General features: G+C 57.9%; 18 protein-coding genes, 1 tRNA gene and 4 pseudogenes. 15 read left to right on the forward strand and 8 right to left on the reverse strand.

Features of this window, described 5'->3' with window-relative positions:
* Positions 1 to 3: 3 nt before the first annotated feature.
* A pseudogene (locus CKROP_RS07175) lies at positions 4 to 795 on the forward strand (inositol monophosphatase family protein); the annotation flags it as partial.
* Between the two features lie 159 nt (positions 796 to 954).
* Positions 955 to 1,770 (forward strand): histidinol-phosphatase, encoded by an 816-nt coding sequence (gene hisN, locus CKROP_RS07180; RefSeq protein WP_041629472.1) that lies wholly within the window; start codon positions 955 to 957, stop codon positions 1,768 to 1,770.
* Positions 1,771 to 1,852: 82 nt separating this feature from the next.
* Here hisN and CKROP_RS07185 read toward each other — a convergent pair whose 3' ends face one another.
* Both CKROP_RS07185 and CKROP_RS11470 read right to left on the reverse strand, forming a co-directional pair.
* Entirely contained in the window at positions 1,853 to 2,770 is a 918-nt protein-coding gene (locus CKROP_RS07185) for a chymotrypsin family serine protease (RefSeq protein ID WP_012732069.1), read from the reverse strand.
* A 522-nt stretch (positions 2,771 to 3,292) separates the two neighbouring features.
* Complete coding sequence (locus tag CKROP_RS11470) at positions 3,293 to 3,469, reverse strand: hypothetical protein (protein WP_169302958.1); 177 nt, start codon at positions 3,467 to 3,469, stop codon at positions 3,293 to 3,295.
* Between CKROP_RS11470 and CKROP_RS07195 the strand changes: the two genes are divergently transcribed.
* The 7 genes and pseudogenes from CKROP_RS07195 to CKROP_RS07215 all read left to right on the forward strand — a co-directional run bounded on the left by CKROP_RS07195 (position 3,462) and on the right by CKROP_RS07215 (position 11,226).
* Positions 3,462 to 6,413 carry an acyltransferase family protein gene (locus CKROP_RS07195; protein WP_169302959.1) on the forward strand — a complete coding sequence of 984 codons (2,952 nt, stop codon included), beginning with the start codon at positions 3,462 to 3,464 and terminating at the stop codon, positions 6,411 to 6,413. The genes CKROP_RS11470 and CKROP_RS07195 overlap by 8 nt on opposite strands.
* A 90-nt stretch (positions 6,414 to 6,503) precedes the next feature.
* Entirely contained in the window at positions 6,504 to 7,274 is a 771-nt protein-coding gene (gene chcB1 / locus CKROP_RS07200; protein WP_012732071.1) for a trans-4-hydroxycyclohexanecarboxylate dehydrogenase, read from the forward strand.
* A 519-nt stretch (positions 7,275 to 7,793) separates the two neighbouring features.
* Positions 7,794 to 8,642: pseudogene (locus tag CKROP_RS11710) on the forward strand (ABC transporter substrate-binding protein).
* Between the two features lie 126 nt (positions 8,643 to 8,768).
* A complete protein-coding gene (locus tag CKROP_RS10755) occupies positions 8,769 to 9,284 on the forward strand; it encodes a periplasmic substrate-binding domain-containing protein (RefSeq protein ID WP_052292391.1) in 516 nt (171 codons plus the stop codon).
* A 3-nt stretch (positions 9,285 to 9,287) separates the two neighbouring features.
* Positions 9,288 to 10,220 carry an ABC transporter permease gene (locus CKROP_RS07210; protein ID WP_148209663.1) on the forward strand — a complete coding sequence of 311 codons (933 nt, stop codon included), beginning with the start codon at positions 9,288 to 9,290 and terminating at the stop codon, positions 10,218 to 10,220.
* Between the two features lie 3 nt (positions 10,221 to 10,223).
* Complete coding sequence (locus CKROP_RS11475) at positions 10,224 to 10,364, forward strand: hypothetical protein (RefSeq protein WP_012732073.1); 141 nt, start codon at positions 10,224 to 10,226, stop codon at positions 10,362 to 10,364.
* Positions 10,357 to 11,226 carry an ABC transporter permease gene (locus tag CKROP_RS07215; protein WP_012732074.1) on the forward strand — a complete coding sequence of 290 codons (870 nt, stop codon included), beginning with the start codon at positions 10,357 to 10,359 and terminating at the stop codon, positions 11,224 to 11,226. Before CKROP_RS11475 ends, CKROP_RS07215 begins: the two co-directional genes overlap by 8 nt.
* Here the strand turns inward: CKROP_RS07215 and CKROP_RS11820 are convergent.
* Positions 11,214 to 11,507 carry a hypothetical protein gene (locus CKROP_RS11820; protein ID WP_041628873.1) on the reverse strand — a complete coding sequence of 98 codons (294 nt, stop codon included), beginning with the start codon at positions 11,505 to 11,507 and terminating at the stop codon, positions 11,214 to 11,216. The genes CKROP_RS07215 and CKROP_RS11820 overlap by 13 nt on opposite strands.
* Here CKROP_RS11820 and CKROP_RS11825 point away from each other — a divergent pair.
* Genes CKROP_RS11825 through CKROP_RS07230 form a run of 3 tightly spaced genes read left to right on the forward strand, consistent with a single transcriptional unit; the run spans position 11,421 to position 12,931 of the window.
* Positions 11,421 to 11,675, forward strand: coding sequence for a hypothetical protein (locus tag CKROP_RS11825; RefSeq protein ID WP_272867027.1), 255 nt, complete (start codon positions 11,421 to 11,423; stop codon positions 11,673 to 11,675). The genes CKROP_RS11820 and CKROP_RS11825 overlap by 87 nt on opposite strands.
* Entirely contained in the window at positions 11,626 to 12,039 is a 414-nt protein-coding gene (locus CKROP_RS11830; RefSeq protein WP_420838953.1) for an ATP-binding cassette domain-containing protein, read from the forward strand. Before CKROP_RS11825 ends, CKROP_RS11830 begins: the two co-directional genes overlap by 50 nt.
* Complete coding sequence (locus CKROP_RS07230) at positions 12,020 to 12,931, forward strand: ABC transporter ATP-binding protein (RefSeq protein ID WP_052292393.1); 912 nt, start codon at positions 12,020 to 12,022, stop codon at positions 12,929 to 12,931. Before CKROP_RS11830 ends, CKROP_RS07230 begins: the two co-directional genes overlap by 20 nt.
* Positions 12,932 to 13,130: 199 nt before the next feature.
* Here the strand turns inward: CKROP_RS07230 and CKROP_RS11720 are convergent, their stop codons facing one another.
* On the reverse strand, positions 13,131 to 13,322 hold the full coding sequence (locus CKROP_RS11720; protein ID WP_012732077.1) for a hypothetical protein: 192 nt from the start codon (positions 13,320 to 13,322) through the stop codon (positions 13,131 to 13,133).
* Positions 13,323 to 13,789: 467 nt separating this feature from the next.
* Here CKROP_RS11720 and CKROP_RS07240 point away from each other — a divergent pair, with 467 nt between their 5' ends.
* The 3 genes from CKROP_RS07240 to CKROP_RS07250 are packed head-to-tail and all read left to right on the forward strand — an operon-like array spanning position 13,790 to position 15,961.
* Positions 13,790 to 14,551, forward strand: coding sequence for an ABC transporter ATP-binding protein (locus tag CKROP_RS07240; protein WP_338078386.1), 762 nt, complete (start codon positions 13,790 to 13,792; stop codon positions 14,549 to 14,551).
* A 2-nt stretch (positions 14,552 to 14,553) separates the two neighbouring features.
* Positions 14,554 to 15,318, forward strand: coding sequence for an ABC transporter permease (locus tag CKROP_RS07245; RefSeq protein ID WP_012732079.1), 765 nt, complete (start codon positions 14,554 to 14,556; stop codon positions 15,316 to 15,318).
* Positions 15,319 to 15,331: 13 nt separating this feature from the next.
* The gene (locus tag CKROP_RS07250; protein WP_012732080.1) at positions 15,332 to 15,961 is read left to right on the forward strand and encodes a TetR/AcrR family transcriptional regulator; all 630 of its coding nucleotides are present in this window, start codon (positions 15,332 to 15,334) and stop codon (positions 15,959 to 15,961) included.
* Between the two features lie 32 nt (positions 15,962 to 15,993).
* On the opposite strand, the pseudogene CKROP_RS11150 reads toward CKROP_RS07250, so the two are convergent.
* From CKROP_RS11150 to CKROP_RS07270, 4 genes and pseudogenes are all read right to left on the reverse strand, one after another.
* Positions 15,994 to 16,258: pseudogene (locus CKROP_RS11150) on the reverse strand (UbiA family prenyltransferase); the annotation flags it as partial.
* A 130-nt stretch (positions 16,259 to 16,388) separates the two neighbouring features.
* Positions 16,389 to 16,817 (reverse strand): annotated as a pseudogene (locus tag CKROP_RS07260) (hypothetical protein); the annotation flags it as partial.
* 196 nt (positions 16,818 to 17,013) lie between these two features.
* A tRNA-Met gene (locus tag CKROP_RS07265) sits at positions 17,014 to 17,090 on the reverse strand.
* Positions 17,091 to 17,176: 86 nt separating this feature from the next.
* On the reverse strand, positions 17,177 to 20,236 hold the full coding sequence (locus tag CKROP_RS07270; protein ID WP_012732082.1) for a UPF0182 family protein: 3,060 nt from the start codon (positions 20,234 to 20,236) through the stop codon (positions 17,177 to 17,179).
* Positions 20,237 to 20,325: the final 89 nt, after the last annotated feature.

A 20,325-nucleotide genomic window follows, 5' to 3' on the forward strand; every position in this document is an offset into this window, starting at 1 on the left:
GAGATGGTCAGCGCGCTGGCTAAAACCTTCGCCATTGCCCGCGAGGGGGTGGATGACCAACGGCTGGCACGCGACATTGTGTACAACGCTGGGCGCTTAGCGTGGCGTTTGCGTGAGGGAAAGCAGGCTCGCGGCGGGTTGGCCACGGAGTACAAAACGTCGGTGTCTGACGTTGTGACCGAGGCTGATCGGGCGGCGGAGCAATTTGTTGCTGAGGCGCTGGAACTATTGCGTCCCGACGATGGCGTCGTCGGTGAAGAAGGAGCGTCACGGCCCTCGAAGTCTGGACGCGTGTGGGTGATCGATCCGGTCGATGGGACCTACAACTTCACTCGCGGATCTGATTACTGGTGTTCGGCGATTGCGCTGGTAGAAGGCAGCGACGGTAGCCCGGAGGCCGTTGCGGAGAATCCCGACCGGCTGATTTTGGGGGCCGTCCACCGCCCGGCGATGGGATATACGTGGATAGGCGGGCCCTCGATCCCCACCACTCTGGACGACAAACCGCTGCCACGGCTTGATGCCACGAATCACTCGGCAGATCACGAGTGTTTGGGCACGTATTTGCACCCCACTTTTATGAAGCAGCCAGGAATCAGATCGGCGTGGATGGCCGTCGTCGAAGAGTTCGCTAGTGTGCGGATGCTGGGGTCTGGATCGGTCGATCTAGCGTCGGTGGCACATGGTGAACTGGGCGCATGGGTTCAGCACTCGGTGAAATCGTGGGATTGGCTTCCGGGTAAAGCACTAGTCGAAGGTGTCGGGGGAACGGCCCACCGTGTTGATGCCCAGGGAGTGACCTGGTCTATCGCTGGGCCCACGGCTGTCGTTGACACGATTGACCAGGCGCTTCGTACCGGTGGGACTAGTTCACCTGCTTCGTCTACCGCTGCCCCCGCCAGTTCATTTATTGCCGACGAGGGCGAGAGTGCGGATTCTGCTCGTGAGGACCCTTTGCCGTGGGCGAGCAGTGCATATGGCGAGGACGTTGATCGCGCTCTTCGGCTGGCAGATGCGGCCGACGCGATCACGATGAAGCGATTCCTCTCCTCCGAGTTGCAAGTCAGCGCAAAACCCGATATGACCCCTGTGTCCGACGCGGACTTGGACACTGAGCGCGCCCTCCGTGGGCTATTGAGTACGGAGTGTCCTGATGACGAGGTTCTTGGGGAGGAGTTCGGTGGCGAGCCGGTATTGCCGGGCCGCCAATGGGTGATTGACCCCATCGATGGGACGAAGAACTATGTTCGCGGGGTTCCCGTGTGGGCAACGCTCATTTCGTTGATGGTGGACGGCTACCCGAAGGTTGGCGTTGTGTCCGCCCCTGCTCTCGGCCGCAGATGGATTGGGATCACAGGTGAAGCTGCCTGGGCTCTTGGTAACGGCACCGCGTCGAGTAGCGCACTGCGGAAACTATCGGTGTCCACGGTGAGCAATGTGGGCGATAGCTCGATCTCCATGTCATCGCTTGAAGGGTGGAAAGATCGGGGTTTGCGCGAAGCGTTCGTATCACTTACCGACGACGCCTGGCGCTTGCGTGGGTTCGGCGATTTTTACTCCTACTGCCTGGTGGCCGAAGGTGCCGTCGACATCGCCGCTGAACCGGAAGTATCGCTGTGGGATTTAGCGGCGCTGGTGCCCGTCGTTGAAGGGGCTGGTGGAACATTTACATCCCTTGCTGGTGAGTCCGGCCCGCAAGGCGGCGATGCTCTGGCCACGAACGGTCTTCTCCATGAGGCCGCCCGGCGTCGGTTAACTGATCAGCGTTAACCCGTCGCTACCGATCGCGACGCAATGTGCCCCGGCGCGCCAGGCCACGCGCGACATACCACGAGGCGTCAAGCGGACGATGCTACCCCAGCCGGAATCCGTTTCCAGGGCCGGCCGTTGCGTTGAGCGAATTCAATATGGCCTGCATGTCGATAACATCGGTCGGAGTGAAGAACGGACCCTGCGCGGGGAAGCGGCAGGAAATAGGCCCCGGGCTTCCTTCAACAAGTCCAACAATTCTGTTACCCAGTAGAACGGGCGCTCCAGAGTCACCGTGTGTTGCACACACTTGCGTGAGATAGTGCGAATCTGCGGGCGCCTCCCACGATTGCCCGCATGTCCAGCCGGTAGAGATACCGTTCTTGCACAATTGAACGCCCGGCGCAACACCGCTACCACCGATGCCGTCGGCTGTGACTTGTCCATATGATGACGACACTCGAGCATTGTCTTTGAGCTCGATGACGGAATACTTGGGGTTCTCACTAGTGCGGACGACGGTACCTGATACTCCAACATCCTGCGAGTCCATCGAGGTCACCGGGCTTCCGACCGGTCCGCAGTGCCCAGCGGTAATAGCCATAGCCCGCCCATTAGAGTCGTGGCCAGCTGCAGTGACCGTACAAATCGCGTTACCCACAAATACCGGGGTTCCCGGGCCGTAGAGGGAAATTCCCTGTTTCGCGAGCTCTACTGCCTCAGTGGGTGCCGGTGGAGAGGGGAAATAAACGCCTTGAATTCGGTGCTCGCCAGCCATTCCGGTCTGCGCGAGGATGTCGTCGAAAAGGCCATACTCCGTCGCGGGCACAACGTCGGATGTTGTAGCTGCAACGTCGGAGTCACCGTCGTTAGCTATTGATGACTCGGAAGAGGCCAGAGTATCTGCCAGAGTATCGGCTGGCGCGTCCGATGCATGCGCTACCCCGCCAACACCGACACACAATGCCGCCGAGGCGAGTACCGCCAATCCAGCACGACTTACTGAGTTAACGAAAGACATTACGACATCCTTGCTGTACATGTCCGTTTATACCGGATCGAAAACCACTGGAATAGATCCAGAAAACATGGCTACACAGGTAATACCCCATGCTGTGCCAAGCTCAGTATATCCCCCTATTCACAGCATTCCCCTATCTTCTATGCAACAAATTAATAACATTGTGGCAACGTCACGTTGAAGATGCACGAGGCTGCTTCTACAGGGGCTACGATCAAATCCGTCTCCCGCTCCGACTGGGTCACATGCGGCAACATTGGTCCTATCGGCGCGTATGTGGTCGGCGACCAAAGTGCGTTAGACTTTGCACTCTGCCATCTCACTCACGAGCTAAACGAAACCTAGAATGCGTCTTCCAAAACTCTCACCTGCAGGTTTGGGCAAAGCTACCCGCCGAGCGGCACAAGCGGTGCAATCCGCTGCTCAACAGGGAGGATCCTTGTTGAGGTCTGCCTCCACCATCGGTAACTCACCGAGACCTAGCCAGTCCGCAACGGCTCAGCAGTCCGATTCTGAGCTAGGTCAGTCCGGTTCTTCTGCTTCATCCGCGACTTCCGCGAGCGCGTCATCCGGAGCCACTGCGACGGGATCGTCCGAGGGTGAATCGTCCAAGGCTGGATCGTCTGCGAACGGCTCCTCTACTGCCAGCTCCCCGACGACACGCTCATCCGGTTCGGCAAAAAGTGGTTCATTGGCCACATCACAACAATCGACGACGCCTGACGACGAAACTGCTAACAAACCCGGACGCGCAGGTAACAGCGGCGAGCGGCAAGGCCGTGGTGAGATTCGACGCCACGAGAGCCGGAACGACGGTCACGCCGGTGTAGAGACGCATTTTTCTGTTTCTTGCACGTCAACGCCCGTGAGTGCGCGACGTCGTACCTCGGCGTCACAGAGCTCAACTCGTGAGAGCGGCACACCATCTTTTCGGCACGTCGGCCGTGCTCCGGCCGGTGCTCGTCGTTTAGCTGACACACGGACTACTCCTTCAGGAACATCCGGGATCACGGGTGCAGGGTCCGTCGGGAAGAAAAATGCTGGGCGCAGCCGTGGTGTGGGATCATCTCTGTCACGCTCACACAGATCGTCTGAGGTTAATGGTGGTCTACGGCCGTCATTACGACGTCCGAAACCGCAGGTCTCGGGGTCCAGACCAGACGCATCAGTCTCCGCTGAGCCACGTGATACTCGGCCTAAGGGTTCGTCAGATAAAAAATCCGCACAGGCGACCCGTGCCAAGAAGGACCGTGCGAAGAAAACCGGCAGCGCGCCGGTAAAGAGAAAAACGGACGCCACACAAGACAAAGCGGACGCAACACAAGCGTACCCTGCCGATGAAGACGCGAGGGCTTCACAAGAAAATGCTGCAGCCCCACAAGAAAGTGCGAAGGCTTCAGGATCAGAAAAAGCATTTGAGGGAACTACTCCCGAGGTAAGCCGAAAGGCGCCTGCTCCCCCGAAACCATCTACAGCGGATTATGTCCCCGTCGAAGTCCCACGGTCCACCGGAATATCGCGCTTTACACAGGGCACCGCACTTCCACAGCGGATCGAACCGCGGTCGAAGCGCAAATCAAGCAAGGGACGCCGAAAGAAATCATCGCGGGCAGAGTCATCGCGGGCCGGCGTGTCCGCATCCCCGTCGAAAGCTGGATCGCAAGGCGTTAGTTCTTCCGCGGGAGCACCGTCGGCAAGAACTCAAACCGCGGTCGCACCACAGCCCAGCCCGGCCAGAGGCAAGGCCTCCACCGCGAAAAAGACGTCGGCGAAGGACAGTCCGACAGGGATTAGACATGTCCCCGGGATTGATGGGCTCCGTGGGCTCGCCGTTATTTCAGTGGTGATTTACCACCTTTTCGGCAATGTACTGCCCGGCGGTTATCTGGGCGTCGACGTGTTCTTCGTGCTCAGTGGATTCCTCATCACTTCCCTGCTGCTTAGGGAATTCGTTTATTCCCGCACGATTAGCCTGAAGAACTTCTGGATACGCCGTGTGAGACGTATTGCCCCCGCAGCCATCAGCACTCTCGTCATTTGTGCAGCTATTGCGGGAGTAATCGGTGGCGACGTCAATGTGAACCTGGGCAGACAGTTCTGGTCGTCAGCACTCTTTGTGAACAACTGGGTTCAGATTGCCCACTCGCAGAGCTATTTCGCTCAGTCTGAGCTGCCGATTTTTGCTCACTACTGGTCCCTCTCGGTTGAGGAACAGTTCTACATTATTTGGCCGCTTATCGTTTCGCTGCTCCTTGTGATCCTGCGCAAAACACCGCGACTGGTCGGGAAGCTAGCCCTCGCTGGCGCCGTCATCTCTGCAGGAGCGATGGCCATCATTGTCAACCCCGGGCACGACGCAACCCGCGTCTACTACGGCACCGACACCCACGCATTCGGGCTGCTCATCGGCGCGGCTTTGGCGTCGATCACCATTTCGTCGTCAATGGAAAAACGTGGCGACACCTGGGGATACCGCGAGGGACTCCTGCAGCATGGCCGGATCTTAAGTCTTTTGGCGATCCCCGCGCTCGCGGTACAGATCTTCTATTTCTTCTGGCTGGGTGACCAAGACACCTTCACGTATCGCGGTGGCCTCATCAGCAGTTCGTTGATCGTTGCCATCATCATTGCGTCCGTCGTGCGGAACACTGGCCCGGTCGCGGCCATTTTCCGGAACAAGGTTTTGCGGCACCTCGGGTTCATTTCGTTCTCACTGTATTTGTGGCACGTCCCGGCCAATCTGTTCGTCGTGTCGCTGTTCCAGGATTACGAGTGGGGACGGAAGAAATGGATCACGGGGCTCATCGCGATCGTCATTTCGTTAGTTGCGGCTGAGCTGAGCTTCCGCTTCATTGAGACACCGATCCGCCGATACGGGTTCATCGAAAGTACACGCAAACTCAGCTACGCGATCTTCGGAGAGCGTTCCACCAGTCGGCAACGGTTCGGCGGCGCGATGGTGCCGGCAGCCATGATCCTGTGCTGCGTCTTCGCGGGCCTAGCTATTCACAACACCAGCCACGGAACCGCGCTGGAATCCGAGTTGGAGCGTTTACAAGCGGAAAACCGCTCCGAGCGGGGTGCCGTCAAACCGGCTCCCAAAGTCGTGACACATGACATGCCTAAAGACGGGTCGAATATCAACGCGATTGGCGATTCGGTGATGCTCGCCTCCCAGGCCGAGCTGCAAAAGCGCTTCCCCGGCATCGACATCAACGCCGAGGTTTCCCGCCACTACCAGGCGGCCCCCGCGATCATTGCCGACCTCAAAGCACAAGACGCGCTGCGTCAATTCGTCTTCCTGGGGTTCGGTACGAATGGGCAAGCATTCCCCGGCCAGCTGGACGAAATTATCAAGTCGATCGGCCCGAAACACACCATCGTTATCGCGATGCCCTACGGCGACCGCTGGTACATGCAAGACGCTCAACAACAGGTTGTCGACGCTGCCAAGAAGTACCCGAACGTCTACGCAGCTGCCTGGTGTGCGTATGCCGAGGACCACGTGAGTGAACTCGCGAGCGATGAGATTCACCCACGCGGGAACGCCACCGTCGGCTATACCAATGCTTTCGTCGCGGCACTCAAGCAGTGGGCAAGTGGAAAGAAAGATGTACCACCGGTCTGCCCGCCAGCAGCGTAAAGAAATCGACCCCCAATGTCCACTACTTTCGGGGGCGACAACCGGATAGTTGCTATGTCCATCATGTGGGATTGAGCCTACGGTAAGGGTATGGATACCCAACAAGGACGCGTTCACGACAAAGTCACACTGATCACTGGAGCTGCCTCGGGCATGGGTGAATCCCACGCCCGGGTACTGGCTTCGCAGGGAGCCAAGGTTGCCCTGGCAGATATCGCAGATGACAAGGGCACCGAGCTCGCCAAGGATCTCAACGAGAAGTACGGCGAAGGCACCGCCGTTTTTGTCCACCTCGATGTCACCGATTTCGATAACTGGACCGAGGCAGTAAAAGAAACCGTAGAGGCCTTCGGGCACCTGGATGTTCTGGTCAATAACGCCGGAGTTTTCACCGCAGGTGATGTGGAAGAGGCTTCGCTGAAGGACTGGGATCTGACCCTGGCCATTGACCTCACCGGAACGTTCTACGGCATGAAGGCTGCTGTTCCGGAGCTCAAGAAGAGGGAGACGTCCTCGATCATCAACATTTCTTCCATCGCGGGGCTCGTCGGTTTTAAACACCGTGCGGCCTATGCCGCCGCCAAGTGGGGTGTTCAGGGGCTGACCAAGACCTCGGCTCTGGATCTGGGCAAATACGGCATCCGCGTCAATTCCGTCCACCCCGGCAGCGTGAACACCCCATTGACGGCGAACCTCAAGCGCGGATTCGGCCAGATTCCGCTCGACCGAGCTGCCGAGCCAACCGAAATCTCCCAGCTCATCGTGTACTTAGCCTCCGACGAATCCACGTTCGCCTCCGGCGGATCCTTCGTCTTAGACGGTGGAGAAACCGCGGGAAACAACTTACGCGACGATCAATAGATCGCGAATAAATAGCGCAGGATTCTCCATTCAGGGCGACCACGACCTACGCGGAATGCGGGTTAAACAACGCACTCTGCCCCGCAGGTCATGAGTCGCCCTTTTCCATGCATAAAGTGCGAGTCAATAACGTTTCCATGCTGAGCGATTGGCCGTCCACAATAACCTGCAAGAATCCCCATTCGGGCTTTTCTTCCTAAACCAATCTTTTAACGAACTCGGTTTTCACCCCCGTATGCGGCGGGCGTCGTTTGACCAGGCGAGACTTCCTTAGCATGCTCTAACCCACATCACTTTTCATTTCCATTTTCTCCCTTGCAAAAGACGTACCGTGTCCCGAACTCACTCCTCGCCCAGCCTTCGGCTCCCCTGAAGAAGTCGCGAAGCCGTTACATCACCACCGCGTTCACCGCTGTGGCATCCATGTCCCTAGCCCTTTCAGCATGCTCAACACCATCCACCGGCGGAGACGGCGGAAGGTGAGACAACGCCACCAAGCAATTCGTCGTTCTTGAAAACATGGAGCTGGGCAACTACAACCCGCTCCTTGGCCACGGGCGAAACGGAGAGTCCCACATCTACGAGTCACTCTACCGTGTTTCACCAGGTAAAAACTCCAAGCCGAAGGCAGTGCTCGCCGATGGTGAAGCCACATCCAACGATGACTCCACAGAATGGACCGTCCCATTAAAGAAAGACATTTCTTTCTCCGACGGATCGTCCTTCGGGCCGGAGGATGTCGTCGCCACTTATAAAGCGATCATTGATCCGCGCTTCGCCTCCACAGAGACCACGGCAGTTGAATCAATCGACGACGTCACACCGAACGGCGACCACGCAGTCAAGTTCCACCTCAAGCACCCTGATTCCGAGTTCGACCGTCGCATCTACCGAGCGATCGCACCTTCTGAAGTCTTCTGCCTTCACCAACCCGGTGAAGGCAGAAGACATGAAGATTAACTCAGATCCATTGGCACGGGGCCATATAAGGTCACATCGCTACGTCCAGATGAAGCGATTCTCGAGGCTCGCGACGGCTACTGGAGCGACGCCCCCGAGACCAAGAAGATCGTCATCCGGCACAACACTGACGACAACACTCGGGCACAGCAGATGCGCGTCGGCGAAGGCGACGGCACCATGCTCGAAGCCAAGCTGGCCAACACCGTCGCCAAGGCAAAAAACATCTCCGCGGAACACATCGAATCCCTGGATTGGCGAGGCATCTCCCTGCCCGCCGCTCACCCCGTCGCGGGTGATGACGCGATCCGCATGGCCGTGAACCTCGGCGTCGATCGGCAAAAGATGATTGACGACATTTATGCAGGTCACGGAACCCCAACCAGTACCTTCATCACGGATTCCTAAGGCGATGCCTACCACAAGGACGCGGAGATCCCCCACGACACAAAGAAAGCGGAGAAAATTCTCGACGACGCGGGCTGGGTTAAAGGATCCGACGGCATCAGAGTCAAGGACGGCCAGCGAGCAGAAATGGATGTTATCTACTTCCCTAACCGCGATGCCGCCCGAAAGGATTTAACCCCCGCCGCAGCCTCGGACCTGAAGGCTATTGTCATTCACATCAACCCGGTGGCCAAAGACTCCAGCGCGGTGACCGAAGAGGTGTACAACTCCACGCCGGTCATGCTGGGTGGCGGCGGTGAGCCTTACACCATCGACGGGCAGATCTATCACATTCTGCACTCGAAGTATGCGGCCGACGGCGTCGGCGCGAAATGGGATAATGCGTCGGACTACGTCAATCCAGAAATCGACAAGCTGCTGGACCAGGCGCGAGCCGAATCCGACAAGGACAAGCGCAACAAGCTATACAAGAAAGTCCAGCAGGGGTATCGGAAGAAGCCTGCCATGCTGGCGCTCACGTACGGTGCTCACTCCTACGTGCTCAATAACCACGGTATGAAAACTGGCGACCAGATTGTCGAACCACATTCCCACGGCTCCTTGTTCGGGCCTTGGTACAACATTGAGGAATGGCACAACTAAACCGTGTCTACACTGAGACTGCGCCGAATTTTCCCAGGCCACAGGCCTACAGATAACCCGATCGATCGCCATCGTCGACGATCGATCTCGGCGTCTAGCCACAGCCGCCGGCGTGACATCGGGATCCTTATGCTCCGCCGGCTCTGCTCCCTGCCGCTTCTCGCGTTGGCAGTCACGGCCGCGATGTTCTTCTTGGCGTCGCTCAGCCCCTTCGACCCGCGCGAAGCCTATACCCACGGCAACGCCGGAGCTTTAACCGACGAACAACGTGAGGATCTGGTCCGAACCCTCCATATTGGAGGCCCCTGGTACGCCTCCTGGTGGTCATGGGTGACCAGTGTCTGCACAGGTGAGCTGGGAACATCACGGTTCTATCGCATGCCGGTAGCCGACGTCCTCGCGCAGCGGCTAGGGTGGTCGATCCTTCTAAGGTCGCTGGCCCTGGTCCTAACCTTGGTCGTCTCATTCGTGCTCGGCATCATGGCGGGCCTTCGTGAAGATGGCATCGTCGACCGTTTCGTCGGTTTTATTGCGACTCTGCTGCAGTCTCTCCCGTCCTTTGTGCTTACACTTATTGCTCTGTTGTTCTTCTGCCTGTGGATCCCCATAGCCCCCGCCGGCGGGCTCACAGATCCCGGGCAACCGGTGACGGTGGCGAGCACGCTCCGCCATGTCACTCTCCCCGCCCTCATCCTGGGGATTAGCCAGCTTCCCTGGTTCCTGTTGAGCCTCCGGGCCTCAGTCCGCGAGGCAATTCAGTCGGAAGCAATCACCGGTACCCGTATCCGCTGGCTGAGCCACCGCACGGTGATGTTGCACCACATCGTTCCGCTGTCGTTACCCTCCTATTTTGCGCTCATCGGATCACGTCTCCCCGAAGTCATCGTGGGCTCAACCATCATCGAATCGATCTTCGGCTGGCCGGGCCTCGGGTAAGCGATGGTCGATTCCGCAGAATCCCTCGATTTCATGTTGTTATCGACGCTCACCCTCCTCATCACCATCGCCGTGCTGATCGGAAACATGCTTGCCGACGCCTGCGTCGTCCTCACAGATCCGAGGGTCGATGCCAATGTTTAAGCACCTATTTACGCCTCGGTCGTCGGGGTTATCACTTGCCTGGATTTCAGTGATCACCATTGTGGTGATCGTTGTCTATGCGATCATCGTGCCCATTGTCCTGCCAGAGGATCAAACGACGGTTAACTTCGCGAATGCGTACAGTCCCCCGAGCTCGGACTACTGGTTTGGTACGGATTCGGGCGGGCATGATCTATTTGTCCGCACCGCACAGGCACTGAGGATTTCGCTGATCATCGCGGTGATCACGGCCATATTCTCAGCGATTATTGGAACCCTGATCGAAGTGACCGCTGCCCTCGCCGATGGATTCCTTGACCGCCTGACCATGCGTTTTGTTGATGGAATGAACGCGCTCCCGCACCTCATCCTCGTCCTCGTCGTGGTCTCCCTTTTCAAAGGATCAGCCACCGCGATCGTGCTGGCCCTCGTTGCCACCCACTGGATTCCCATCGCCCGTATCACCCGAGCGCAGGTGCTCACCATGAGGCACTCGGATTACATCCAGGCCGCCTACCTCGGCGGACGCGGCCATCGGTGGGTAATCGGGCACCATCTTGTGCCCGGCGTGCTCAGCCAGTCCGTCGTCGGCCTTGTTTTGCTGGTTCCGCACGCGATTTGGCATGAATCAACCTTGTCGTTCCTGGATGTCGGGCTTCCCGCGCACAGGGCAGCGCTCGGTACCCTCCTTCGCGGTGCTCAGGGCGGGGTGCTCCTGGGCAGCTGGTGGATCCTGGTGTTCCCAGCATTGTTCCTTGTCGTGTTTTGCTTAGCAGTGTCGCATGTGGGGCACTCGCTAGTTTCCGTTGTTAATGACTATGGGCGAAGGGAGGATCTAGCTGATGCCTCTCACTCCGAATGAAAGCCTCGCCCCTGGTGAACGTCTTGCCCCCTGATGAAGGGCGTATTCCCTCCATCGACATCCAGAATCTGAGCCTTAGGATCCCCGCACCCGGCCACCGTGGGCGGTTCCGCAGTCGCGGCCATGCGGACCGTGGCTGGGTTCATGCAAACACTGACATTTCCCTTACCGTATGCCCAGGTGAAGTCCATGCGGTGATCGGGGAATCCGGATGCGGTAAGTCCATCATCGCGAACACCGTCGTCGGCACGGCGCTCTGCCCACGTGGAAGGCACGGTCATCGTTCAAGAATCGTCGCCTTCTCCGGGCTGGTCCCAAGACATGGTTGCCTACCACCGCGCCAAGCACGGCGATTGGCGCGACAAACCGAGCCCCCTCGCCGGCCAGCACGTCGGCCGGATCCCGCAGTCCGCGGCCACTTTTCTCACCCCGGTCCGAACCGTCGGTAGCCATCTTATCGAGACGATCACCGAGCTCACCCCGTCTGCGGACGCGCCCCAGAAAATCGAGACGCTGCTGGATCAGGTCCACCTGCCGAACCACGTGGCGAACCTTTACCCCCACGAATTGCCTGGCGGAATGGCCCAACGAGTAGCCGTCGCCTTCGCCCTTGCCGGCGATCCCGAAGTCGTGATTGCCGACGAGCCCACGGCCTCCTTGGACCCCGAATTGAAATCCTCCCTGTTCTCGCTTTTGCGAGATATTGCCCACGCTGACCGCGCGGTCCTCTTGATCACGCACGATGTGACGGAACTGCGGGACGCTGGGATCGCCGATCGGTTAAGCGTGATGTATGCCTCCCATTTTTGTTGAACAAGGTGCAGCGTCGGCGGTCCTGGAACACCCCCATGACCCGTACACTCGGGCTCTGCTTGCTGCACTTCCCTCCGGTGGCATGGTACCGATCCCCGGCTTCCCTCCCTCGTTGGTCGACCTGGACGATTCTGTCACCTTTGAATCACGCGTGGAAGAAGCGGAGCAGATTTCCGATGCTTCGCACGAAAGCTCGCCGGCAGAGTTAGCGTCGGAAAGAAAAACTCATCCCCAGGTCTGGGAAGGCTCGAAGATTACGAAGAGCTTTAGCGACAAGAAGACGTCGAGCCCCGTTCTGGACCACCTGGATATTTCTATCCACTCGGGAGAAATTGTGGGTCTCGCCGGACCGTCAGGATCTGGTAAGACGACGCTGGCCAGGATTATGTGTGGGCTGCTTAATGCTGACGAGGAAACCGTGACATGTGGCGGGGAGGAAATTCGGAATATTACGTCCGTTATCGGGGGCCGCAGGCAGGCGCGTGGAAAGATCAACATGTTCTTTCAGTCGCCGCGGAAGGCATGCAACCCCCGGTTCAACTTCCGCCACATTATTGAAGAAACCAGCCACGGAATGACGGCCGAAGAAGCAGCGACGGAGGTCCAACTAACACCGGATCTGCTTGATCGTCGCCCCTCGCAAGTTTCGGACGGGCAACTCCAGCGGGCGATATTGGCACGTGTGTTGGCAAGCGAACCGGACTTTGTCGTCTGCGATGAGGTCACTGCCATGCTGGACCCGGGAACAGCTGCGCACACCATGACCATGCTGACGTCCTGGGCGCGCGAAGGCGGAACTGGAATTCTGATCATCAGCCATAGCCCCGAGCTTCTTCGCACCTGCTGTGACCGGCAGATTCATATCGAAAGCCTTGCGCTAAGCCGTGGGTAACGGCGGTGCGGCTCAAACGCCAAAACCCTCTACCGGCATCAACTGCCGATAGAGGGTTTGATTTGTAGCGGGGGACGGATTCGAACCATCGACCTCTGGGTTATCGGATTACATTCGAGCCTAACAGGCGTTATTCGATTCTGACCATGCCGTTTAGGGGCATTTTCGATCATTCCGGATCATTTAGAACCATCCAGAATCATGCCCCTAGTGCACCATCTAGTGCACCACCCTCAAGCGCCGACTGCATGGCCGAAACGTCGGTCAGATCAGTGTAATTTCGGGCGTTCATAGCCTCGGTGCGGCCGAAGAACGCACTGCGGATCTCGGCAGGGACACCACGAGCGATTGCCCTGTTATTCAGCACCGTGCGCCAAGCGTGTGATCTCATGGAATAAACAGCCTCATCTTCAAGTTGAACGCCGATATCCTTATAGAGCGCCGCGCACGCCTTAACGGCGTTGTCCGTCCGCCAATGCGAGTGAGTGTCCCCTGGCGCTGGAAGGAGCGGATCGCCAGCACCGATCGTCTCAATTCGCTCTCACCAGAACCACTTACACCGTTCATCAAGCATAGGCACCGTGCACCCTCGGTGAGTCTTGGACGTTTCCGCCTACACCGTCACCGCCAATGAGTCCTGCGCAACTGCCACATCCCCACGGGTGAGCACAAGCGCCTCACTAATACACAAACCCATACCTGTCTGCAGCACCGCTGGAGCCGCTGTCAGTTCGTGCTTACTGATCGAAGTGTGCCGCCTATCCACTCCCGGCGGTATCGATGTGGAAAAGCCCAGGTTCTAAAACCTGCAACACTGAGACTTGACGATTCATCACCTGCTGAATTATGGTTCATCATATGATGAATAATGTTGAATCCGGCAACGCACTCGTGCATTGCGCAAACCTATCAGTCGCCCGCGGTAAATGGCCGCGAGCGCACACCGTCATCCACAACGTGAGCTTTGACCTGCCAGAAGGCTCTATCACGGGCTTGCTGGGGCCGAGCGGCTGCGGCAAGACCACACTGATGCGAGCACTCATCGGGGTCCAGAAAACCAGCGGCGGCACCATCACGATTGCCGGCCTGCCAGCCGGCAGCCGGAAGCTGCGCTCCGCAATCGGCTACACCTCGCAGGCACTGTCGCTCTACCCGGATATTTCGGTGTACGAAAACCTGCGCTACTTCGCAGGGCTCTACGGGCTACGCGGAGCGAAGCGAGATACCCGCATTGCCGAAGTACTGCAGCGTGTCGGGCTGGCATCGCACCGCGACCGCCCAGTCCAGCAACTGTCCGGCGGGCAGGCGGGCCGGGTGTCGCTAGCTTGTGCGCTGGTGGTGCAGCCGCAGCTCTTGGTCCTCGACGAGCCAACGGTGGGGCTGGATCCTTTAACCCGCCAGGAGTTGTGGCAGCTTTTTCGCGAGCTTGCCGACGCCGGAACCCCCCTGCTGATTTCCTCACATGTGCTCGACGAAGCAGCGCGCTGCGACAGTGTGCTGTTCATGCGCGAAGGCCGACTCCTAGCGCACGACACGATCGCGGAACTGCAAGCAACTACCCACACGAATACCCCGGAGGAAGCCTTCATCGCGCTCGCCGGGAAGGAAGGCGAGGTCTAGAGATGGCTACGAAGACTACTGCAAACCAGTTAGCGAGCTTCCGACGAATCATGATGCAGTTGCGCTCGGACAAGCCAACCATTGCGCTGCTCGTCGTGGTCCCGCCCGCCCTGTTGACCCTGCTGTATTTCGTGTATGACGACCAAACAGCCAACCCCGGCAGTAGGAAAATTTTCGCAAGTATTGGGCCCGTGATGCTCGCCATCTTGCCAATGGTGTTGATGTTCATCGTCACCTCAGTGGCGATGCTACGCGAGCGCAAAAACGGCACACTTGAGCGCGTGCTGTGCACGCCGTTGCAAAAATGGAACCTCATCGGCTCCTACGCTTTGGTATTCAGCTTCTTTTCTCTCATCCAGGCGTCAGTACTCACCTGGCTGCTCCTCGAAGTTTTCGACGTCCCCATCCAAGGGCAGTGGCACAACCTGTTACTGCTTGCGGCGCTCAACGCAATAGTGGGTGTGGCGTTTGGGCTCCTGGCGAGCGCGTTTGCCCGTAGCGAGTTCCAGGCAGTGCAGTTTGTCCCGCTGTTTATCGCTCCGCAGATTTTCCTGTGCGGATTGCTGGTCCCTGTTGCCCACATGCCTGGGGTGCTTGAGGGCGTCGCAAAACTCTTGCCCATGACTTGGGCGGTGGATGTTGTCAAAGACATTGTTGCCAACCCCGAACTTTCCGACGCTTCCTGGAGTAACCTTTGGGGACTGCTCGCGCTAAGCGTTATAGTGCTGGTCATCGCGGCGCTGACCATGCCACGGCGCACAAGGTAAGGAGGGCACACACTTGGACACACCAACCACGTTGGGGGCAAAAGCGCTGGAAACAAAGGAACGGATCGCGCACACCGCCGTAGAAATGTTTAGCCAGCGCGGATTTGCCAACACATCAGTGCGGGCAATTGCGCGAGAGGCCGGGGTTGACCAAGCGCTCTTACACAAGTACTTCGGCAGCAAAAAAGAACTCTTCGCGGCCTGCGTTTCCGCGCGGGCGCGCACCTTGTACCACGTCGAAGAGTTCGCGCACTGGCCAGTCGAGCAGCTGGGAAAGAAAATTGCGCTGAACGTGGATCGGGCGCTGTCCAGCCCAGAAGGCAACGTGATGTTAGCGATTATGCGCAGCATCCTCGACGAATCAGAAGCCGGGCCCCACGATCCCAACTCGGGGATCTCGACGAAGTTGGTGCCGCAGCTCGAAGCGTTGGTGCGACGCGCCCATGCGGCGCCGCTTCCAGAAGGCGAAGTGACGCTGCGCGCGACGCTGGTACTCAGTCAGCTCGCCGGGGCGCTCATAACCCGTCACATCCTGCGCCTGCCTGCCTTTACAGCGCTGAGCAGCGACGAAGTTGCCGCCACTATCGGCCCGACGCTGCAGCGCTACCTCGCCGAGCCACTGGAAGGTTCGCCCTTGCCATAAGCGCTACGCTTACGGCTCGACCGCCCCGCCGAGCTGACTACGAAAGGCACGCACGTCAGTGCTGTGAACACGCCGCGAACGCGCGCGTCGCCTAGGCGGGCGGCGATGGTGCGTTTGCCAGCCTCGGCGTCGGTGGGGATGTCGCGAATTTTGTTCACCGAGTTTATCGACGCCGAAATCGCGCCCACCGCCACCGCGACCAGCAGGCCCTCCCAGGACAGGGGCCCCAGTCTGGACGAACTCGGTGCCCATCACAGCGACGAGCCCGAAGAACACGAACACGCTGACCTCCCCAACGCTTTATGTCAAGTGCCTGCAAAAGCGCTGCGTAATGACATTGTCATACTAGTGCGCAACAAACGTGTTAATAAATGACGGTGTCATGTTATTGCGCAGTAAAGGATCGTTGTAGCGATGTGTCATAACCCCAGTGCCAGGCGATGACGTGGTCCAAAATGGCGGCGACAATTACGCATCCGCTTTGGTGTAGGTGCCGTCGATGAAGACTTGGTCATAGATTAGTCCGGTATGACCGGCCGTGGGGTCGGGAATGTCAACAAGCCAGCACCAGCTAAAGCGTCGTTTCATTGTTGAAGCACTGACACCACTTTGTTTGGCTAAAGCTTCCGGCGAGACTGTGGTGGTGCAGTGCTTGATGAACTGAGTGAATGTGACAGCTTTGGTGACATCTGGACGGCTTTTCTTGACTGAAGCTCCACAGGCCATGCACCGCCATCGGGTGGTACCTTTACTGGTTTTCCATTGTGTTTGTATCGCCGCCGCAGTGGCAGCGTGGTCGATTTTTTGGCTTAGAGCCACCACACCACCGCCTACTACCACAGGTTTGCTGCCACACCGTGTATTCCACGTCTGAAGCCGTCCCTCTACATGCCCCACATCATCGCCGCCGAATGTCGTTCACGGAAGATAGAGGCCGAAATTAGCACTGAATCCGGGGCTTAGTTACCGTGACGGTTCTTTGGGGTAAAGAAACGCGAACACGACTGAACCCCTAGCGGTGGAATTCCACTACTAGGGGTTCAAAAGGAAGTTGGTAGCGGGGGCTGGATTCGAACCAACGACCTCTGGGTTATGAGCCCAGCGAGCTACCGAGCTGCTCCACCCCGCGACAGTCGCATGGAGACGGTGTCTCCGTAAGCGACAAGAGATAACTTAACGCATCGAGGAACAAATGTGAAATCGCCTGCGCACTGGCTATGAACCACTGCCCGACAGCTTCGGCCCCTCGGTATCTGTCAGCTGTGTCGACCCACTGGAGCCAGTGTCACTCTGGTATTTCTCCAAGGCCTTTTGCAGCTCGTCCAAGGCTTTACCGTAGTCCTCAAACGATCCACTGTTCTTCGCGTCGCGGACCCTCTGAACAGCGTCATCAAGTTCTTTCACATCATCGCTGGATGGGCTGACGGCGGTGGAACTTGAGTCGTTCTTATCAGAGTCGTCCTTGTTATCACCAGAGTTGTCGTCGGAGTTGGATCCGGAATCGGAATCCGAATCATTCTGGTCGGACTTATCCTTATCGGATCCGTCCACTTCCTTCGTCGTCGTTGTTTCCTTCGGGTCGATGCCGACCTGGCTCAACGCCTCACCGATCGTCGGTGCGTACCCAACTTGCCCGTTGTAGAACACGAGCACACGCAGCAACTTCGGGAACGCGGATTCCTGCTCCTTGCGCTTCGAATACACCGGCTCAACGTAAAGGATTCCGCCGTCGCCCACAGGCAAGGTCAGCAAGTTGCCGTTGATCAACGTACTGGAGCCCTCTAACAAGGTACGCTCACGAGAAATCTGATCCGAGGACATCATCGTGTCCTGAGCCTGCTTCGGCCCCTGCGTCTGAGTATCCGTCGGCAAGACACGAACCGTGATTTTCCCGTATGTCTTCGGGTCCGACGATACCGCCATGTGAGCAGAGAGGAACTCGCGCTTCAAACCGCGCAATGGCGTAATCAGCTGGAAACTGGGATCCCCGGTCTTCGGATCCGACGCGACGACGTAGTAGGGCGGCTGGTTCTTATCCCTCAGCCCCTGCTCAGAAGCAGTCGGGTCCAGGGGAACCGACCAGAACGAGTCGTTCGTGAAGAACACGCCCGGGTCCGACACGTGATACCGCGTTAATAATTCACGCTGAATCTTAAACAGATCCTCCGGGTAGCGGAGGTGCTTCATCAACTCGTCAGAAATATCGGACTTCGGCTTCACCGTCTCCGGGAAACTGCGCCGCCACGACTTCAAAATCGGATCAGATTCATCAAAGGCATAGAGGTCAACTGTCCCGTCATAAGCATCCACCGTCGCCTTCACAGAGTTACGGATGTAACTCACACTATTGCCGACGGTGTTCTGCTCCGTCCCATCAGGGTTGAGAGAATCCTCCGTCGCGCCCGAAATCTGAGTGTGTTCCGAGTACGGCAAGTTGTTCACGGACGTGTAGCCGTCGACAATCCACTTGATACGGCCATCAATAACCGCCGGGTACGTCTGTGAATCCGTCGTCAACCACGGGGCAACCTTATGCACGCGGTCGCGAGGGTCACGGTCGTACACGATCTTGGAATTTTTGCCCACCGCGTCCGAGAGCAACAGGTTCATCGACTGATACTTCAGGGAATACATGGCGCGGGAAACGATATTTCCGATGCCGACGCCACCTTTACCTTCATAGGTGTAATTCGACCCGTCAGTGTCGTACTCACGCGGTTTTCCAGACCCGTCGTCGCCGACAATGGCGTAATCCTGATCAGTATCAGCCACACGGGGGCCATAATAAATACGCGGCTGATCAACCTTGATCTTCAACGTATCCGGGTCATCCGACTTAGTACGGTCCTTCGACTGCAAGTCAGCCACGGTATAAATTGGGTACCCGCCGCGGGACGATCCGACATCGCGGGCAACCTCATCGACTTTGTTCGCCGGCGCAGCGATAAAACCGTTACCGTGCGTGTACACCGTGTGCTTGTTTATCCAGTCTTGCTGGTTACCGGAAAGCGATTTGGGATCAAGCTCACGGGCAGCGACCACATAATCTTGCATCTCACCGTTGTGTTCATAACGATCAATGCTCAGATCACTGGGGAACCCGTAGAAATTCTTCAGCTGCTGCTGCTGAGTAAACGTCGCCGAAATCGCTTCGGGGTCCAGCAGCCGAATGTTCGAAATGGTTGCGGAATCATTCGCTACCGACTCGTTTTGATCCGACTTCGATTTCTCATCAGCACCCCAATTGCGGTCGTAGGTGACGTGCTCGTCAGTCAGGCCATAGTTGTACCGCGTCGACTTAATATTCCGCTCAATGTAGTCGCGTTCTTTAGCAGCACGGTTCGGGGACACATTGAACTGCTCCACCACCAAGGGCCATGCGACTCCAATAATTCCTGCCGACGCCACCATCAGCACCGCTGCCATCGCGGGAATCCTGAGATCCCGGAGGAAAATTGCCGCGAAGAACGCTGCGGCCACTACAACAGAAACGACGAGCAAGACAATCTTTGCGGGCAACACAGCATTGATGTCGGTGAAGGAGCCGCCCGTGAATGTCGAATGGTCCTTAGACAGCAAGCGATAGCGATCGAACCAATAGTCGACGGCCTTCACGACCATGAAAATTCCGGCGATCGACGCCATCTGCACGCGAGCTTGGCTCATCACCGTCGCCCGCTTACCGGCGCGGGGATCCCCCGTCCGGATAGCCCCCAACAGCCAGTTCATGACGAGGTTAACGACGAACGCCACAACCGTCAGCGTCAACAGGACCGAGAGCAGCCATGACCAGAACGGCACGCTAAATGCATAGAACCCGTAGTCGTGGTGGAACTGCGGATCCGATTCGCCGAAGCTCTCACGATGCATAAACATCAAGATCATGCGCCACTCGGACTGTGCAGCTAATCCGGCGAATAGCCCGACGACCAGCGGCAAACCCACCAGAACAGCCCGTGAGGATCGAACAATAACCTGCCGATAGGCCTCGAGCGGACTGTGGGGGTCTGCGTCTTCGGGAACAAGAGGGCGATACTTAATGGCTACCCACGCGGCTGCCCATATCGACGCGGCGGCAAGCAGCCCAACCACGACGAACAGCACGATCCGAGTGACGAGTTCAGTGACATACACTCGGCCGAAGTTCATGGAATTAAACCATGCAACATCAGTAAAAACAGCTACTGCGACAGGCAACAGCATGACGATAATGGCCAGTATCACCGCAACAACGGGCCACCGGCGGGGAGCCTTTCGCTTAACCGACTTGGGCACCTTTTCGCTTCTCCTAATCAGAGGGTCATTGCTGTTCACTGTACTTGAACCTGGGCCGGCGTCGATAACCTAGGAGTTCCGCGTGCAAC

It is taken from the genome of Corynebacterium kroppenstedtii DSM 44385 (assembly GCF_000023145.1).
GTDB lineage: Bacteria > Actinomycetota > Actinomycetes > Mycobacteriales > Mycobacteriaceae > Corynebacterium > Corynebacterium kroppenstedtii.